Consider the following 15,137-nt stretch of genomic DNA (forward strand, 5'->3'; position numbering starts at 1 on the left):
ATGGACGTCGTCATCTATCACAACCCTGCCTGCGGAACGTCGCGTAACACCCTCGCCCTGATCCGCCACGTCGGGATCGAGCCTCATGTCATCGAGTATCTGAAGACCCCGCCCGGCCGCGCCCTGGTCGCCGGGATGGCGGCTCGCACCGGCCAACCCCTGCGCGCCCTGTTGAGAGAAAAGGGCACGCCCTTCGCAGACCTGGGGCTGGAGGATCCCGGCCTGACAGATGAGCAGCTGCTGGACGCCATCGAGGCGCATCCGGTCCTGCTGAACCGCCCGATCGTGGTCACCCCGCGCGGGGTGAAGCTATGTCGTCCGTCGGAGGCCGTTCTGGACCTGCTGCCCGAAGACGGGCTGAAGCCCTTCGTCAAGGAAGACGGCGAGGTCGTCATCGACGAGACCGGACGCCGGGTCCGCTGATGGCCGATTCCCCTGTGACCAGCGCCGCGCCGCCCCGGCGCCTGTCCTTTCTGGACCGCTGGCTGACGCTGTGGATATTCGCGGCCATGGCGGTGGGGGTGTTGCTGGGCAGCGTCGTGCCCGGCCTTCCGGCCTGGCTGGACAGCCTGTCGTTCGGGACCACCAACATTCCTATCGCCATCGGCCTGATCCTGATGATGTATCCGCCCCTTGCCCGGGTGAAGTACGAGGAATTGCCCCGCGTCTTCGCCGACAGGCGGGTGCTGGCCCTGTCGCTGTTCCAGAACTGGGTGCTTGGCCCGGTGCTGATGTTCGTTCTGGCGGTGATCTTCCTGCGCGACCAGCCGGAGTACATGACCGGAGTCATCCTGATCGGCCTGGCCCGCTGCATCGCCATGGTCCTGGTCTGGAACCAGCTGGCGCGAGGCGACAACCAGTATGTTGCCGGACTGGTGGCCTTCAACTCGATCTTCCAGATCCTGTTCTTCAGCGCCTACGCCTGGTTCTTCCTGTCCGTCCTGCCGCCCCTGCTGGGGCTTGAGGGCAGTGTCGTGGACATCAGCGTCTGGACCATCGCCGGGGCGGTGATGGTCTATCTGGGCCTGCCCTTCCTCGCCGGCTACCTGACCCGACGGACCCTGATCGCCCGCAAGGGGGCCGACTGGTACGAGACCCGCTTCCTGCCCCGCATCGGGCCGGTCACCCTCATTGCCCTGCTGTTCACCATCGTCGCCATGTTCAGCCTGAAGGGCGGGGACGTGGTCGCCCTGCCGCTGGATGCGCTGCGCATCGCCGTTCCCCTGACGATCTATTTTCTGGTCATGTTCGTGGTCAGCTTCCTGATGGGCCGGCTGATTGAGGCGGACTATCCGCGCACCACGGCCTTGGCCTTCACCGCCGCCTCCAACAACTTCGAACTGGCCATTGCCGTCGCCATCGCCGCCTTCGGCCTGGCCAGCCCTGTCGCCTTCGCCGCCGTCATCGGGCCGTTGGTGGAAGTGCCGGTGCTGATCCTTCTGGTGTCGGTCGCCCTGTGGCTGGGCCGACTCTTTTTTCCGGCGACCGCCCCGGCCAAAGGCGCATGATGATGGACCGTCTTCGCGACCTGCCCGATCCGGACCATCTGCCCGCCCTGGACCCGGCCTGTCTGTCGGCCAGTCCGGCGGCGGATCTGGGTCCCCTCGATCCTGCGCCGCGCATCCTGTTGCTATACGGCTCGCTGCGGGAGCGGTCCTACTCTCGCCTGTGCGTGGAGGAGGCGGCGCGGCTTTTGCGGTTCATGGGCTGCGAGACCCGGATCTTCGACCCCTCGGACCTGCCCTTGCCGGGTTCCGCCGGCGACGAGGATCATCCGGCGGTCAAGGAACTGCGTGAACACGCCTTCTGGTCCGAGGGCATGGTCTGGTGCAGCCCCGAGCGCCACGGTCAGGTCTCCGGCCTGATGAAACTCCAGATCGACCACCTGCCGCTCAGCATGGGCGGGGTGCGCCCGACCCAGGGCCGGACCCTGGCGGTCATGCAGGTGTCCGGTGGCTCCCAGAGCTTCAATACCGTCAACACCCTGCGCCTTCTGGGACGCTGGATGCGGATGATCACCATTCCGAACCAGTCCAGCGTCGCCAAGGCCTTTCAGGAGTTCGACGATGCCGGCCGGATGCTGCCCTCGGCCTACTACGACCGGATCGTGGACGTCATGGAGGAGCTGGTGCGGTTCACCGTCCTGACCCGGCCCCATGCCGTCCGGCTGGTCGATCGCTATTCGGAGCGAAAATCGGAGGGCGTAACGATCTCGGCCGGCACGGACCTGTCCGCCATAGCCCTCATGGCGGTCAGGGGCGGGCAGGGCGGCGAAGCCTGACGCGGCGAAACTCCCTCGACGCGCCTTGAACCTGTGCCTCCGCCCCTCTATTCCGGCGTCACAATCAGGAGCTTCCCATGCTGGCCCTCTACATCATTCTCGGCTTCGTCGCCGTCGTCGGCGCCTTCAACATCTTCGAGTTCGGCCGGGTTGACTGAATCGCGTCCCGGCGCGGCGCTCGTCACGGGCGGGGCGCGCCGGATCGGTCGCGCCATCGTTCTGGCGCTGGCTGCGCGTGGCCATGACGTCGCCATCCATCATCGGGAATCGGTGGAGGACGCGGAAGCTCTGGCCGGAGAGGTGCGCGCTCTGGGGCGCCGCGCCGCCGTCCTGTCCGCCGACCTGACCGACGAGGCCGAGGTCCGCGACCTGGTTCCAGCGGCGGCCAAGGCGCTCGGTCCGTTGTCCGTGCTGGTCAACAACGCCTCGGTGTTCGAGGACGACCGGGTGGGCGGACTGTCGCGCGAGGTCTGGGACCTGCATCTCGAAACTAATCTGCGCGCGCCGGTCGTTCTGGCCGAGGCCTTTGCGGCCCAGGCGCCCAAGGGATCATCCATCATCAACCTGCTGGACCAGCGGGTGCTGAAGCCGGATCCGCGCTTCTTCTCCTACGCCCTGTCGCGTAACGGCCTGTGGTGGGCGACGCGGACCCTGGCCCAGGCGCTGGCGCCCGGCATCCGGGTCAATGGCGTCGGCCCCGGCCCGACTCTGGCCTCGATCCACCAGTCAGACGCCGAGTTCGCCGCCGAACAGGCCGCCATGCCGCTCGGCCACGGTCCTTCGCCGGAGGACATCGCCCAGGCCGTCGTCTATCTCGTTGACGCCCGCGCAGTCACCGGCCAGATGATCGCCGTGGACGGCGGCCAGCACCTGGCCTGGCAAACCCCCGACATCGCCGAGTGAACACCGCCGTGACCCCATCTCTTTCGGCCGCCCGGCGCGACAACCTGACCGTCTTCGTCAAGGGCCTGCGGGTCGAGGCCGGCATCGGCGTCTATGACCACGAGCATGGCCGGCTGCAGACCCTGGTCATCGACGTAACCCTCGATCTCGGCCCGGCCGAGATCCACGGCCTTGCCGACACCATCAACTACGAGACCGTGGCCGCCTCGGCCCGTCGAATCATCGCCGAGGGGCACGTCGGCCTGGTCGAGACCTTCGCCGAGCGTCTGGCCCTGCACTGTCTGGAGGATTTCCGGGTGAGGGGCGTCACCGTCCGGGTCGACAAGCCGGGTGCGCTGGAGGCCGCAGACGGCGCCGGCTGCGAGCTCACCTATCGGCGCTGATTCGCCGGAAACCTTGCCTTTGCCGGATTTCGGCACGACATGTCGCCGCGCAATGCCCCAGGTTCGCTTCACCCGCCGTTTCTCGATGGCCCATCGTCTGCTCTCCGACCCCGCGTCGCGGTGCGCGGTGCCGCATGGCCATAACGAGTTCGTGCACGTCGTCCTGGCCACGGACGCGGAGATGGATTTCGGCGGCTCGAACTATGTCGCCTCCTTCGAAACCCTGAAGGGCCGCTGGCACAGCTTCATCGACAAGGCCGTGGACCATGCGTTCCAGCTGAACGCTGTGGATCCCATGCTGGCCTGGTTCCAGGCGAACGAGCCCCAGCGCGTCGCCCGCCTGATGGTGTTCGACGGCGATCCGACGACCGAGGCCTTCGCCATCGCCCTGCGAAGGAAGCTGGACGCCATCCTGGCCGACGACGGCTCACCCTTCCGCTGCGTCGAACTGACCCTGGAAGAGACTCCGACCAACGCCATCATCATCGGTGAACACCTGAGCGCCGCCGAACGCGCCTGGGCTGCGGGAAGCTGGATCGACAGGCCTGATCTGTCGATCAACGACCTGCCTGCTGCAAAGTGAAGCCCGGATCGGCTTGCCTCCGGCCGACGGCCCCGCCATTGTCCCACGAATGAACGCGAGGACCCCGATGGCCGAGCCCGGCGATCCCAATGCGCCCCAGAATTCCGAACAGAGGGCGCCAGAGTCTGGATCGACCCATGACGTCGACCACGACGATCTGATCGGATTCGCCTCGCCTGCGGCCTTGCAGGGTCAGATGCGTGCGCCTGCGCCGCCACCGGCCGAGCCCTTGATCGAGCCCGAGCCCGAACCCGAGGCTCAAGAACCCGTGCTGCTCGCGCCGGAACCCTATCCTGTCGTCATCCCTGCGCCCGAGATCGTTGGGCCGCCGCTGACACCGGCCCCGCCGCCTGCGCCAGAGCCGATCCCGCAGTGGGCCCGGGAGACGCCGATCTCCGAACAGCCGGTGGGCAGCTTCGCCCGCCGCCGGGAACAGCCCGCGCCGATCGACGGCGCCATGGGGCTCTACAACGTCTATGCCCTGATCCTTTTCGCCGTGCCCACCCTGGGCGTCTCGGCCCTCATCGCGCTTGTGGCGGTGACCGGACGGGCCCGTCCCCAGGGCGAAGTGTCCGCCAGCCATTTCATGTTCCAGCAGCGCACCCTCTGGGCCGGCGCGGTCGTGGCCCTGCTCGGCGCCATCCTGATCGCCGTGGGCATGGGCGTCTTCGTCCTGTTCATTCTGGCGGTCTGGCTGATCCTTCGCGGGGCCGGCGGCGTTATGAAGCTGAAGGCGGGTCGTCCGATTGAACGGCCGCGCGCCTGGCTGTTCTAGGAGACATCATGTCCGACGCACCCCAGCCCCGTCTCGAGGCCGGTCATGAGGCCGAGGGCAAGCCCGCCGCATTGATCGCCTGGGGCCTCTACATTCTGTCGATCCCGTCGGCCAATGTGCTGGTCCTGGTCGGACTCGTCGTCGCCTATGCCGCGCGCAGCTCCGCCACCGGTCTTCCCCGCCAGCATATCGAGGCCCAGATCGCGCTGTTCTGGTCGGTCTTCTGGTGGACGATCGCCCTCTGGGTCCTGATCGTCATCAGCATATTCGCCTCGATCATCCTGATCGGCATCCCCTTCCTGCTGCTGTTCGGCGCCCTGTGGTTCCTGCTCAGCATCTGGTTCACGGTGAAGAGCATCCTCGGCGTCGTGAATCTGGTCTCCGACAAGCCCGCCTGACCGGGCGTGGCCGTGAGGAACGGGTTTTCGGCGTCGGAGTTCTGACCTCGGACGAGGGGCGTTCAATGACCGATTTTCGCGACGTCATAGCCGAGCAACGTTACGAGCAAGGCTTCGCTGACGCTGAGGGAGAAATGCGTCGCGTCTGGGCCGACTATTCCGTCCAGGGCAACCGACGCGCCATCCTGCACGTAGAGGCCGACGACGCGCTCCGGGGCTCCGGCGCGGCCGGCACGTTCATGCAGAGCCTGGCCGACCACGCCCGCGCACAGGGTCAGACGCTCACGCCGGTCTGCGGCTATGCGGTCGCCTGGTTCCGGCGTCACCAGGATCAGGCCGACGTGGTGGGGTGACCTCGAAAACCGACGCACCCAGGGCCGTTTGGGCGCATCATGTCATTGGCGGCCTTGAGCCGCGGAGGGATCACCGGATGGACGGCTTCGATCTTCAGGGCGTTCGAGACGGCGTCAGCGCTGCCGCCGGTCCTTTGCAGACCTGGGTCCTGCCCGCCCTTCTGGGACTGGGCCTCGCCTCGGCGACCGGGCTGCGGACCTTCCTGCCGCTCCTGATGCTGGCGCTGGCCGCCCGGTTCGGCCTGTTCGGCATCGCCCTGAACGAACAGATGAGCTGGCTCGCGGACTGGCCCGCCATCGCGGCCCTCGGAATTGCTGCGGTCGTCGAGTTCGCCGGCGACAAGATCCCCGTCGTCGATCACGGCCTGAATGTTCTGGGGGCCTTCACCCGGCCGGTGGCAGGCGCGGTCGCGGCGGGCAGCGTCTTCGCCGGCCTTGACCCCACCACGGCTGCCGTCGCCGGGATCATCGTCGGCGCGCCTGCCGCCTTCGCCTTCAATGCCGCCCAGGGGGGTGCGCGGCTGACGTCCACGGCCACCACCGGCGGCGTCGGCAATCCCGTCCTGTCCTTCCTTGAGGACATTCTGGCCTTCTTCACGGTGATCCTGGCCTTCCTGGCACCGATCCTCGTCCCGGTGGTGCTGATCGTCCTGGCCGTGCTCGTCTTCCGGCTGGCGAAGCGACTGCGCGAGAAACTCTACGCTCGCGACGGCGCTACGGCAGGCGCGACACGATCGCCTTGATGGTCTCCGCCCGTGCAGGCAGGTCCTCGGCGAGGCGTGACGCCAGCTCGCGCGCGCCGACCGGGTAGGCGTCCCCGCCCGCCGAAATCTCCCTGGCCAGCAACGCCGCCTCGTTCAGCCGACGCTCAAGGTCCTCGACCTGTTCGATGGCCAGGGCGCGGGCCTCGGCCTGGAGTTGTCTGACCCGGTCGCTTGTCGACTGGGGACCGCGCATCAGGTCATAGACCTCGGACTCGGCCACGATATGCAGATCAGGTTTGGAACGGTTTCCGGTGGTCTTGGGCATGAAGGTCTCCTGACCAGCGGAAACGTCCTGCCACGGTGAAGTTTCCCCCGTTCGGCTGATGCCAGACGCAATCAAGCCGCCATGTTGCGGGTATGCATCACCCGGTTCGGCGAAATCAGGCCTCTTCCTGCTGCCGTTCCTCGTCCTCGGCGACCATCACCCCCGCCGCGTCCTCGTTCAGGGCCTGGGCTTCGCGACGGGGCTTCACATAGGGTTCGGGCTGCGGCGTCGAGGTGTTGTTCCGCCACAGGCTGCGCCCGGCCTGGGGTCCGCCGGTGACCTGCAGGGTCAGTCGCTCCTCGTCGCGGCGACGGACATCTTCGATCGTTTCGTGCGCCTCGTCTTCGGAGAAGCCGAGATCCTTCAGCACATGCTCGCTGAAGGCCAGGGCGCTTTCGAAAGTCTCGCGGATGTGGAACTCGACTCCGGCCTTGATCAGGCGGATCGAATGGCCGCGGTCATAGGCGCGCACGAACAGCTTGGTCAGGGGGAATTCGGCCTTGACCAGTTCCACGATCCGGTCGGCGATCTCGGGCTTGTCAACACAGACGAGGATGGTCTCCGCCGTTTCGGCGCCCGAAGCCCTCAGCACGTCCAGTCGCGATCCGTCACCGTAGTAGACCTTGAAGCCGAAGTTTCCGGCCGCCTGGATCATCTCCACGTCCATGTCGATGATCGACACGTCGACGTCGCGGGCCAGCAGCGGCTGACAGACCACCTGGGCGAAGCGGCCGAAGCCGATCACCAGCACCCGCTCGCGCAGGTTCCGGGCCCTGTCCACGCCATCGGTCTTGTCCGGATCCAGCGCCTCGTCCGGCCGCAGCTTGTCGGCGACGAACAGGCGCAAGGGCGTCAGCGCCATAGACAGGATCACGATGGCCGACAGGATCGCGGCCATACGCGGATCGAACAGACCGGCGGTTCCGGCCGTCGCATAGAGGACGAAGGCGAACTCCCCGCCCTCGCCCATCAGGGCGGCCCGCAGCAGGCCCTCGCCATGGCTCTGTTTCAACCGGGCGATGGCATAGACGCCGATCATCTTCAGGGCCGAGAAGACCACGACGCCGCCCAGCACCCAGGCCCAGTCGCGCACGACCACGGCCAGGTCCAGCGACATGCCGATCGCCAGGAAGAACAGGCCCAGCAGGATGCCCCGGAACGGCTCCACATCGGCCTCCAGCTGATGCCGGAAGGTCGATTCCGACAGCAGCACGCCCGCCAGGAAGGCGCCCATCGCCATGGACAGTCCGCCCAGACTGACCGCGAAGGCGGAACCCAGGACCACGACCAGCGCGCCCATCGTCATCACTTCGCGCCCGCCGTAACGGGCCAGCAGGCGGAACAGCGGGTTCACCAGCCAGCGCCCGGCGACGTAGACACCGGCCACTGCCGCCACGGCCGCGCCGATGGTGATCCAGACAGGTCGGGCGGCCTCGATCGCCGACCCGTAGGAGGCGGCCAGGGCGGCGACGAGGGCCAGCAACGGCACGATGGAGATGTCCTCGAACAGCAGCACCGACACGACCCGCTGGCCCGCCGGCTCGGACTGCTCGTTCCGCTCGTCCAGCAACTGCATGACGATGGCGGTCGACGACAGGGCGAAGCCGAAGCCGGCGATCACTGCCGCATACCAGGGCAGACCTGCCAGCAGGGCGGCGCCGGTCAGCAGGACGGCGCAGGTCATCACCTGGACGGCGCCCAGACCGAAGATCTCTTTTCGGAGACTCCATAGCCGCGCCGGCCGCATCTCCAGGCCGATAATGAACAGGAACAGCACGATGCCGATCTCGGCGACATGCAGCATGGTCTCGGGCTCGCGCACCACGCCCAGCGCCGATGGTCCCAGGATCAGCCCCGCGGCCAGATAGCCCAGAACCGCGCCGAGGCCGAAGCGTTTGAACAAGGGCACGGCGACGACCGCCGCCGCCAGCAGCGCCACCGCGTGGCCCAGCCCCATTCCCGTCGGTTCCGCCATGATCCGTCCCGTGTCGCGAGCCCCTATAGTGGCGACGCTTTGTTGCGATTGCGAGAGGCGTCAGGCGTTCGCCAGCTCTACGATCCGCCTCACCAGTCCGCTGTCCGGATCCGCCAGCGGGTCCAGGACGGTGAAATGGTTCAGGCCGGGCAGGGCCTCGAACCGCGTCTCGACACCCTTGCCGCCCCAGAAGTCCGCCATTTCCCGCGACTGGCGCACGAACTCCGACGTCTCATCGGCACCCACGACGCAGTCCAGCACCGTCCCGCCCGGCGTCGATCCATTGGGCACGGGCCAGTGAATCGGCGACAGGGCGGCCGCCTCGCGCGGATCCAGATTCAGGGCCGAATTCAGCGATGTGGGGATAAGCGGCTCCAGGTCGAACAGGCCCGAGATCGCGACGGCCGCCGAAGCCCGTCCCTCCGACAGCATGCAGGCGGCCAGATGTCCGCCCGCCGAATGACCGAACACCACGGGCCGTTTGCCTGTCCGCGCGCGGATCAGCTCGACCGCGTCCCGGACCTCGCGAACGATCCGTCCGAGCCGCACATCGGGGCACAGATCATAGGACGGCACGGCCAGGCTGACGCCGTGGCTCAGCAGGGCCGGCGCGACCCAGCTGAACCACGACCTGTCCAGCGCCTGCCAGTAGCCGCCGTGGATGAAGACCGCGACCGGTGCGTCAGGCGCGGCGTCGAACAGGTCCATGACCTCGCGCTCGCCGGATCCGTAGGGCAGGGCGATCGGCGGATGCAGGGCCCGTGCGGCTGCGGCCTCCGCCTTCCACCGCGCCATGACGACGGGGTGATCCGGCACGGCGGCCCGGTTGTTGTATTCCGCTTCGAAATCGAGGGTCTTACCGGCCACGTCCGCATCCGCTACTCAAGCCCGCGAACACCGGAGCCCACGACCATGATGACCGCCATCTTCGTCTTCATCAAATGCGAGCTGGGCCACGCCAACGATGTCGCCGCCGACATGGTCGACAATGTCGAGTACGTGTCGGAGGTCTATTCCACCTCGGGCCAGTACGACCTTCTGGCGAAGTTCCAGCTGCCGAAGGAAATGGACATCGGTACCTTCGTCACGAAGTCGGTCCAGACACGGCCGCATATCCGCGACACCTTCACGGTGATCACCTTCTCGCCCTTCCTTCCGACGAAATAAGTCTCACAAGCTGACGCCGCGTCACGGTGGCGTTTCCAGACTGATCACTGCTAACCTGCCCGCCTGAGACGCAGGCACAGGCGTCAGGGAGCAAACCATGGCCGATCTGGAAACCTTCCGCGCCGAGACGCGCGCCTGGCTGGAGGCGAACTGCCCGGCCGAATGTCGCGGGCCACTCGACAATGACGAGGACCGCGTCTGGGGCGGTCGCAACGCGACTTTCAAGACTCCGGCCCACAAGCAATGGATGGACGTCATGGCCGCGCGCGGCTGGACGGCGCCGCAGTGGCCCACGGAGTACGGCGGCGGCGGTCTCGACCGGGAACAGGCCAAGGTTCTGGCCTCCGAGATGCGCCGCATCGACGCCCAGATGCCCCTGTCGTCCTTCGGCATCTGGATGCTGGGCCCGGCGTTGCTTCAGTTCGGCACCGAGGAACAGAAGAAGCGCTTCCTGCCCGAGATCGTCCGCGGCGAGATCCGCTGGTGCCAGGGCTATTCAGAGCCCGGAGCCGGTTCCGACCTGGCCGCTGTCCAGACCCGCGCCGAGGACAAGGGCGACCACTGGATCATCAACGGCCAGAAGATCTGGACCTCCTACGCCGACAAGGCCGACTGGATCTTCTGCCTGATCCGTACTGATCCGGAGGCGCCCAAGCATCTGGGCATCTCCTTCGTCCTGTTCGACATGGCCACCCCCGGGGTGACGACCCGACCGATCGAGTTGATCTCGGGCAAGTCGGCCTTCTGCGAGACCTTCTTCGACAATGTCCGCGTCGAGAAGGAGAACCTGATCGGGACGCTCAACCGCGGCTGGGACGTGGCCAAGGCCCTGCTGGCCCACGAACGCACCATGATCGGGGCGATCGGCGACATGGGCCGTCCGATCAGCCAGGTCGCGGTCGATTCCATCGGCCTGGACGACGCGGGCCGCCTCGACGAACCCATGCTGCGGACCAGGATCGCCGAGCTTGAAATCGACGCCGCCGCCTTCCGTCTGTCGATGGAGCGGGTGGGCGACCAGGTGAAGGCCAGGCAGGTTTCCCCCGCCATCGCCTCCATGCTGAAGTATTACGGCTCGGAGCTGAACAAGCGCCGCCACGAACTGGCCATGGCCGCCGGCGGCTCGGACGCTCTCGAGTGGGAGAGCGAACGCTCGCACAAGGGCACGCCCGCCCGCGACTGGCTGCGCACCAAGGCCAACTCCATTGAAGGCGGCACCTCCGAGGTCCAGCTGAACATCATCGCCAAACACCTGCTTCAGCTGCCGGGAGCCTGAGCCCATGCCCCTGATCCTGACCGAAGAGCAGACCATGCTCAAGGACGCCGCCGACGGCTTCCTCAGCGAGAACGCGCCCGTCGCCCACTTCCGCAAGCTGCGAGACTCGAACGACGCCGACGGCGTCTCGCGCGACCTGTGGAAGGCGTTCGGCGAAATGGGTTTCGCCGGCGTCATCATCCCCGAGGAACACGGCGGCTCGGGCCTCGGCGCCGTTGAGGCGGGCATCGTGGCCGAGGGGCTGGGTCGTACCCTGACCCCGTCGCCCTTTTTCGGCTCGTCCATCCTGGCCGCCCGCATCCTGATCGACGCGGCCTCGGCCGATCAGCAGGCCGCCTGGCTGCCGAAGATCGCGGCGGGCGAGGCCATCCTGTCCCTGGCCCTCGATGAGGGCCCCAAGCACCAGCCTTCCCGCATCGCCACCACGGCCGAGCGCAGCGGCAACGGCTTCAAGCTGAACGGGGCCAAGGGCTTCGTTCTCGACGGCCACATCGCCGACGCCCTGATCGTTGCAGCGAAGACCGAGGCGGGCATCACCCTGTTCCTCGTCGATCCCGGGACCTCGGGTGTCGAGATCGAACGCACGGTGATGGTTGACGCCCACAACGCCGCCCGCATCACCCTGACCGATGTCCAGGTCGACTCTGACGCCGTCATCGGCGGCGTCGATGCCGGAGAAGCGGCCCTGGAGGGCGCACTCAACCTCGGCCGCGCCTGCGCCGCCGCCTGCCTGACCGGTGCCGGCGACCAGGCCTTCCTGTCGACGGTCGAATACCTCAAGACCCGCAAGCAGTTCGGCAAGTTGATCGGCGAGTTCCAGGCCCTGCAACACCGGGCCGCCCACCTGTTCACCGAGATTGAGCTGGCCAAGGCTGCGGTGCTGAGCGCCCTGCAACGCCTCGACGCCGGCGCGCCGAAGGCCGACCTGGCCGTCTCCGTCGCCAAGGCCAAGGCAGGCCGCGTCGCCGAACTCGCCGTCCAGGAGGCGGTCCAGATGCACGGCGGCGTCGGCATGACCGACGCCTTCGATGTCGGCCTCTACATGAAGCGTGTCCGCGTCCTGAACGAACTCCTCGGCGATGCCGGATTCCACGCCGAGAAGCTCGCAAGGGCGGGGGGATACTGATCCCACCCCTCTCCCCCTTGCGGGAGAGGGAGACCGCACACGGCGGCGCAGCCGTCGTCCTTGTGCGGTCGGGCGAGGGGTCGTGCAGGCGGTCGGGTCGGCGAAACCCCTCATCCGACCTCGCTTCGCTCGGCCACCTTCTCCCGCAAGGGGAGAAGGGCTAAGTCCTCCTCAGGGAGACTCTTCATGACGCTGAACAGCGCGACCTATCTGACAGGCTTCGGCAACCATTTCGCCACGGAGGCCCTTCCGGGCGCCCTGCCGGTGGGCCGCAACTCGCCGCAGAAGACCCCGATGGGGCTCTATGCCGAGCAGCTCAGCGGCACGGCCTTCACCGCCCCGCGCGCCGAGAACCGCCGGAGCTGGCTTTACCGCCTGCGTCCTTCGGCCCAGCACCCGGCGTATCAACCGTTCGCCCAGGGCAGGGTCCGCTCCGGCCCCTTCCACGACGCCCCGCCCAGCCCCAACCGCATGCGCTGGGACCCCCTGCCGATCCCGACCGCCCCGACCGACTGGGTCGAGGGTCTCGTCACCTACGGCGGCAATGGCGATGCGGAGGCCCAGACGGGTGTCGGCATCCACCTCTATGCCGCCAACCGGTCGATGACCGACCGCGTCTTCTACGACGCCGACGGCGAGCTGCTGATCGTGCCTCAGGAGGGCGAACACGTCTTCGTCACCGAGTTCGGGCGGATCGAGGCCGGTCCCGGCCACATCGTCGTCATCCCGCGCGGCGTCCGCTTCCGTGTCGAGTGTGACGGGCCCGTCCGCGGCTATGTCTGCGAGAACTACGGCGCGCCCTTCCGCCTGCCGGATCTCGGCCCCATCGGCTCGAACGGCCTGGCCAATCCGCGCGATTTCGAGGCGCCCGTCGCGGCCTTCGAGGACGTCGCCCTCCCCACCGAATGCGTGCAGAAATACGCCGGACGGCTGTGGGTCACGACTTTCGAACATTCGCCGCTCGACGTCGTCGCCTGGCACGGCAACCTCGTCCCCTATCGCTGGGACACTGCGCGGTTCAACACCATCGGCACCGTCAGCTTCGACCACCCGGACCCGTCGATCTTCACGGTCCTGACCTCGCCGTCGGACACGCCCGGCACGGCCAATTGCGACTTCGTCATCTTCCCGCCGCGCTGGATGGTCGCCGAGGACACCTTCCGTCCGCCGTGGTTCCACCGGAACGTCATGAGCGAGTTCATGGGTCTGGTGACGGGGGCCTATGACGCCAAGGAGGGCGGCTTCGCTCCCGGCGGCGCGTCCCTGCATAACTGCATGAGCGGCCACGGTCCGGATCAGGCCAGCTACGACAAGGCCGTGTCTGCCGACCTTAAGCCCCACAAGCTCGAGAACACCCTGGCCTTCATGTTCGAAACGCGATTCCCGATCCGCACCACGGAATGGGCGCAGACCACCCCGACGATGCAATTCGACTACGACGACGTCTGGACCGGCTTCGCCAGCGGCGACGTCTCACAACAAGGATAAGCCATGCGCCTTCTGATCACCGCTGCCCTGGCCGCCGCCGCCCTGTTGTCGGGCAGCTGCGCGCCGTCCGTCCCGAACGAGGCCGACCTGCCGCCGATGGCCCGCGCCGACCACGACCTGGCCCAGGTCTGCGAGGAGGACGGGGGCGAACTCATGCGCGTCGGCCGGATGCAGACCGAACGGTGCGTCGTGCCCTTCGCGGATGCGGGCAAGGTCTGCCGCGACGGCGACGACTGTCTGGGCGACTGCCGCGCTGTTTCGGCCGGACCCAACACGCAAACCACCACCGGCGTTTGCGCCCCGAACGACCTGCCGTTCGGCTGCAACACGCCGATCGAGGACGGACGCCCCGGCCCGACTCTTTGCGTCGACTGACGGCGACGCATCCGGGTCGGTCATGCTAGCGTTTCTGCAGTATGACCCTGACTGAACTCGCCGCCCTGCTGGCTCTGAATCTGGCCGTCCTGGTCGTCGTGATGCTGGCCCTGTGGGGGCTGGCGTTGCGGCTGAAGGACGTCAGCTTCATCGACGGCGTCTGGCCGCTGGGGATGCTGCTGCTGGCCCTGATCACCTTCCCCCGGACCGACGGCGATCAGACCCGGAAATTCCTGCTGCTCTGGCTCTGCGGCGTCTGGGCCGTTCGCCTCGGCTGGCACCTGCTCCATCGCTGGCGCGAGAAGGGTGTCGACGGTCGCTATGCCGAGATCGTGGAGACCCAGGAAAGAGAGCACGGCTGGAGCTTTGCCAGGACCGCCCTCCTGTTCGTCTTCCTGCCCCAGGCGTTTCTGGGATGGCTGACCTCCCTGCCGGTGCAAATGGGCCAGGTCGAAGATGGCCCGATCGGCTGGCTCGGCTGGATCGGGGCGGTCGTCGTGGTCGTCGGCATCGCCTTCGAGAGCATCGGTGACGCCCAGCTTGCGGCCTTCCGAAAGGACCCCGCGAACAAGGGCAAGGTGCTGGACACCGGCCTGTGGCGCTACACCCGCCACCCCAACTATTTCGGCGACGCCTGCGTCTGGTGGGGGTTGTGGCTGATTGCGGCCGAGACCGGATGGGTGGGGATCGCCTCGATCGTCGGCCCGGTCTTCCTGACCTTCACCCTGACGAAGTGGTCGGGCATCGGCATCACCGAAAAGGCGATCAGCAAGACCAAGCCGAAATATGCCGACTACATCCGCCGGACGAGCGCCTTTATCCCGCTGCCGCCGAAGACATAGTCTCGCCGTACCGGACGATGGTTGCCCTCTTTGCTTTGAAGCATCGGCTTCGCCGGACAACCGCCATAGACGTCGTCCGGCGGGCTGCATGTCCAGTAATTGGAGCGTTCAATATAGATGTAAACGTTACAGGGGAAATTCCATAAGTAATCATACGTACTCGAAGTCGCCTGGATCGAATTT

General features: G+C 67.1%; 19 protein-coding genes. 16 read left to right on the forward strand and 3 right to left on the reverse strand.

The window, feature by feature from the left end:
* The 10 genes from arsC to Q0044_RS12595 all read left to right on the forward strand — a co-directional run bounded on the left by arsC (window position 1) and on the right by Q0044_RS12595 (window position 6,419).
* Window positions 1–423 (forward strand): arsenate reductase (glutaredoxin), encoded by a 423-nt coding sequence (arsC, locus tag Q0044_RS12550; RefSeq protein ID WP_298162675.1) that lies wholly within the window; start codon window positions 1–3, stop codon window positions 421–423.
* A complete protein-coding gene (arsB, locus tag Q0044_RS12555; protein WP_298162676.1) occupies window positions 423–1,508 on the forward strand; it encodes an ACR3 family arsenite efflux transporter in 1,086 nt (361 codons plus the stop codon). Before arsC ends, arsB begins: the two co-directional genes overlap by 1 nt.
* Window positions 1,505–2,281, forward strand: a complete 777-nt coding sequence (arsH, locus tag Q0044_RS12560) for an arsenical resistance protein ArsH (RefSeq protein ID WP_298162677.1) — start codon at window positions 1,505–1,507, stop codon at window positions 2,279–2,281. The genes arsB and arsH overlap by 4 nt, the downstream gene beginning before the upstream one ends.
* 150 nt (window positions 2,282–2,431) lie before the next feature.
* Window positions 2,432–3,184 carry an SDR family oxidoreductase gene (locus Q0044_RS12565; protein ID WP_298162679.1) on the forward strand — a complete coding sequence of 251 codons (753 nt, stop codon included), beginning with the start codon at window positions 2,432–2,434 and terminating at the stop codon, window positions 3,182–3,184.
* Between the two features lie 8 nt (window positions 3,185–3,192).
* A complete protein-coding gene (gene folB, locus Q0044_RS12570; RefSeq protein WP_298162680.1) occupies window positions 3,193–3,567 on the forward strand; it encodes a dihydroneopterin aldolase in 375 nt (124 codons plus the stop codon).
* Window positions 3,568–3,619: 52 nt separating this feature from the next.
* Complete coding sequence (locus Q0044_RS12575) at window positions 3,620–4,150, forward strand: 6-pyruvoyl trahydropterin synthase family protein (RefSeq protein WP_298162682.1); 531 nt, start codon at window positions 3,620–3,622, stop codon at window positions 4,148–4,150.
* A 67-nt stretch (window positions 4,151–4,217) separates the two neighbouring features.
* Window positions 4,218–4,925, forward strand: coding sequence for a DUF4870 family protein (locus Q0044_RS12580; protein ID WP_298162684.1), 708 nt, complete (start codon window positions 4,218–4,220; stop codon window positions 4,923–4,925).
* 8 nt (window positions 4,926–4,933) lie between these two features.
* Window positions 4,934–5,323 carry a hypothetical protein gene (locus Q0044_RS12585; RefSeq protein WP_298162686.1) on the forward strand — a complete coding sequence of 130 codons (390 nt, stop codon included), beginning with the start codon at window positions 4,934–4,936 and terminating at the stop codon, window positions 5,321–5,323.
* A gap of 65 nt (window positions 5,324–5,388) precedes the next feature.
* Window positions 5,389–5,676 (forward strand): GNAT family N-acetyltransferase, encoded by a 288-nt coding sequence (locus tag Q0044_RS12590; RefSeq protein WP_298162688.1) that lies wholly within the window; start codon window positions 5,389–5,391, stop codon window positions 5,674–5,676.
* A gap of 77 nt (window positions 5,677–5,753) precedes the next feature.
* Window positions 5,754–6,419 carry a DUF4126 domain-containing protein gene (locus tag Q0044_RS12595; RefSeq protein ID WP_298162690.1) on the forward strand — a complete coding sequence of 222 codons (666 nt, stop codon included), beginning with the start codon at window positions 5,754–5,756 and terminating at the stop codon, window positions 6,417–6,419.
* Here Q0044_RS12595 and Q0044_RS12600 read toward each other — a convergent pair.
* The 3 genes from Q0044_RS12600 to Q0044_RS12610 all read right to left on the reverse strand — a co-directional run bounded on the left by Q0044_RS12600 (window position 6,391) and on the right by Q0044_RS12610 (window position 9,547).
* Window positions 6,391–6,705: a hypothetical protein gene (locus tag Q0044_RS12600; RefSeq protein WP_298162692.1), complete on the reverse strand. Its 315-nt coding sequence runs from the start codon at window positions 6,703–6,705 to the stop codon at window positions 6,391–6,393. The genes Q0044_RS12595 and Q0044_RS12600 overlap by 29 nt on opposite strands.
* 115 nt (window positions 6,706–6,820) lie before the next feature.
* Complete coding sequence (locus tag Q0044_RS12605) at window positions 6,821–8,680, reverse strand: monovalent cation:proton antiporter-2 (CPA2) family protein (protein WP_298162693.1); 1,860 nt, start codon at window positions 8,678–8,680, stop codon at window positions 6,821–6,823.
* A gap of 60 nt (window positions 8,681–8,740) precedes the next feature.
* On the reverse strand, window positions 8,741–9,547 hold the full coding sequence (locus Q0044_RS12610; RefSeq protein ID WP_298162694.1) for an alpha/beta hydrolase: 807 nt from the start codon (window positions 9,545–9,547) through the stop codon (window positions 8,741–8,743).
* 48 nt (window positions 9,548–9,595) lie between these two features.
* On the opposite strand from Q0044_RS12610, the gene Q0044_RS12615 reads away from it, so the two are divergent.
* The 6 genes from Q0044_RS12615 to Q0044_RS12640 all read left to right on the forward strand — a co-directional run bounded on the left by Q0044_RS12615 (window position 9,596) and on the right by Q0044_RS12640 (window position 14,954).
* Complete coding sequence (locus Q0044_RS12615) at window positions 9,596–9,847, forward strand: Lrp/AsnC family transcriptional regulator (protein ID WP_298162696.1); 252 nt, start codon at window positions 9,596–9,598, stop codon at window positions 9,845–9,847.
* Between the two features lie 97 nt (window positions 9,848–9,944).
* A complete protein-coding gene (locus Q0044_RS12620) occupies window positions 9,945–11,123 on the forward strand; it encodes an acyl-CoA dehydrogenase family protein (protein WP_298162697.1) in 1,179 nt (392 codons plus the stop codon).
* Between the two features lie 4 nt (window positions 11,124–11,127).
* The gene (locus tag Q0044_RS12625; RefSeq protein ID WP_298162699.1) at window positions 11,128–12,249 is read left to right on the forward strand and encodes an acyl-CoA dehydrogenase family protein; all 1,122 of its coding nucleotides are present in this window, start codon (window positions 11,128–11,130) and stop codon (window positions 12,247–12,249) included.
* A gap of 186 nt (window positions 12,250–12,435) precedes the next feature.
* Window positions 12,436–13,737: a homogentisate 1,2-dioxygenase gene (gene hmgA / locus Q0044_RS12630; RefSeq protein ID WP_298162701.1), complete on the forward strand. Its 1,302-nt coding sequence runs from the start codon at window positions 12,436–12,438 to the stop codon at window positions 13,735–13,737.
* Between the two features lie 3 nt (window positions 13,738–13,740).
* Window positions 13,741–14,112 (forward strand): hypothetical protein, encoded by a 372-nt coding sequence (locus Q0044_RS12635; protein WP_298162703.1) that lies wholly within the window; start codon window positions 13,741–13,743, stop codon window positions 14,110–14,112.
* 41 nt (window positions 14,113–14,153) lie between these two features.
* Window positions 14,154–14,954, forward strand: a complete 801-nt coding sequence (locus Q0044_RS12640) for a DUF1295 domain-containing protein (RefSeq protein WP_298162706.1) — start codon at window positions 14,154–14,156, stop codon at window positions 14,952–14,954.
* Window positions 14,955–15,137 lie beyond the last annotated feature (183 nt).

Source organism: Brevundimonas sp. (assembly GCF_027484365.1).
Lineage (GTDB): Bacteria > Pseudomonadota > Alphaproteobacteria > Caulobacterales > Caulobacteraceae > Brevundimonas.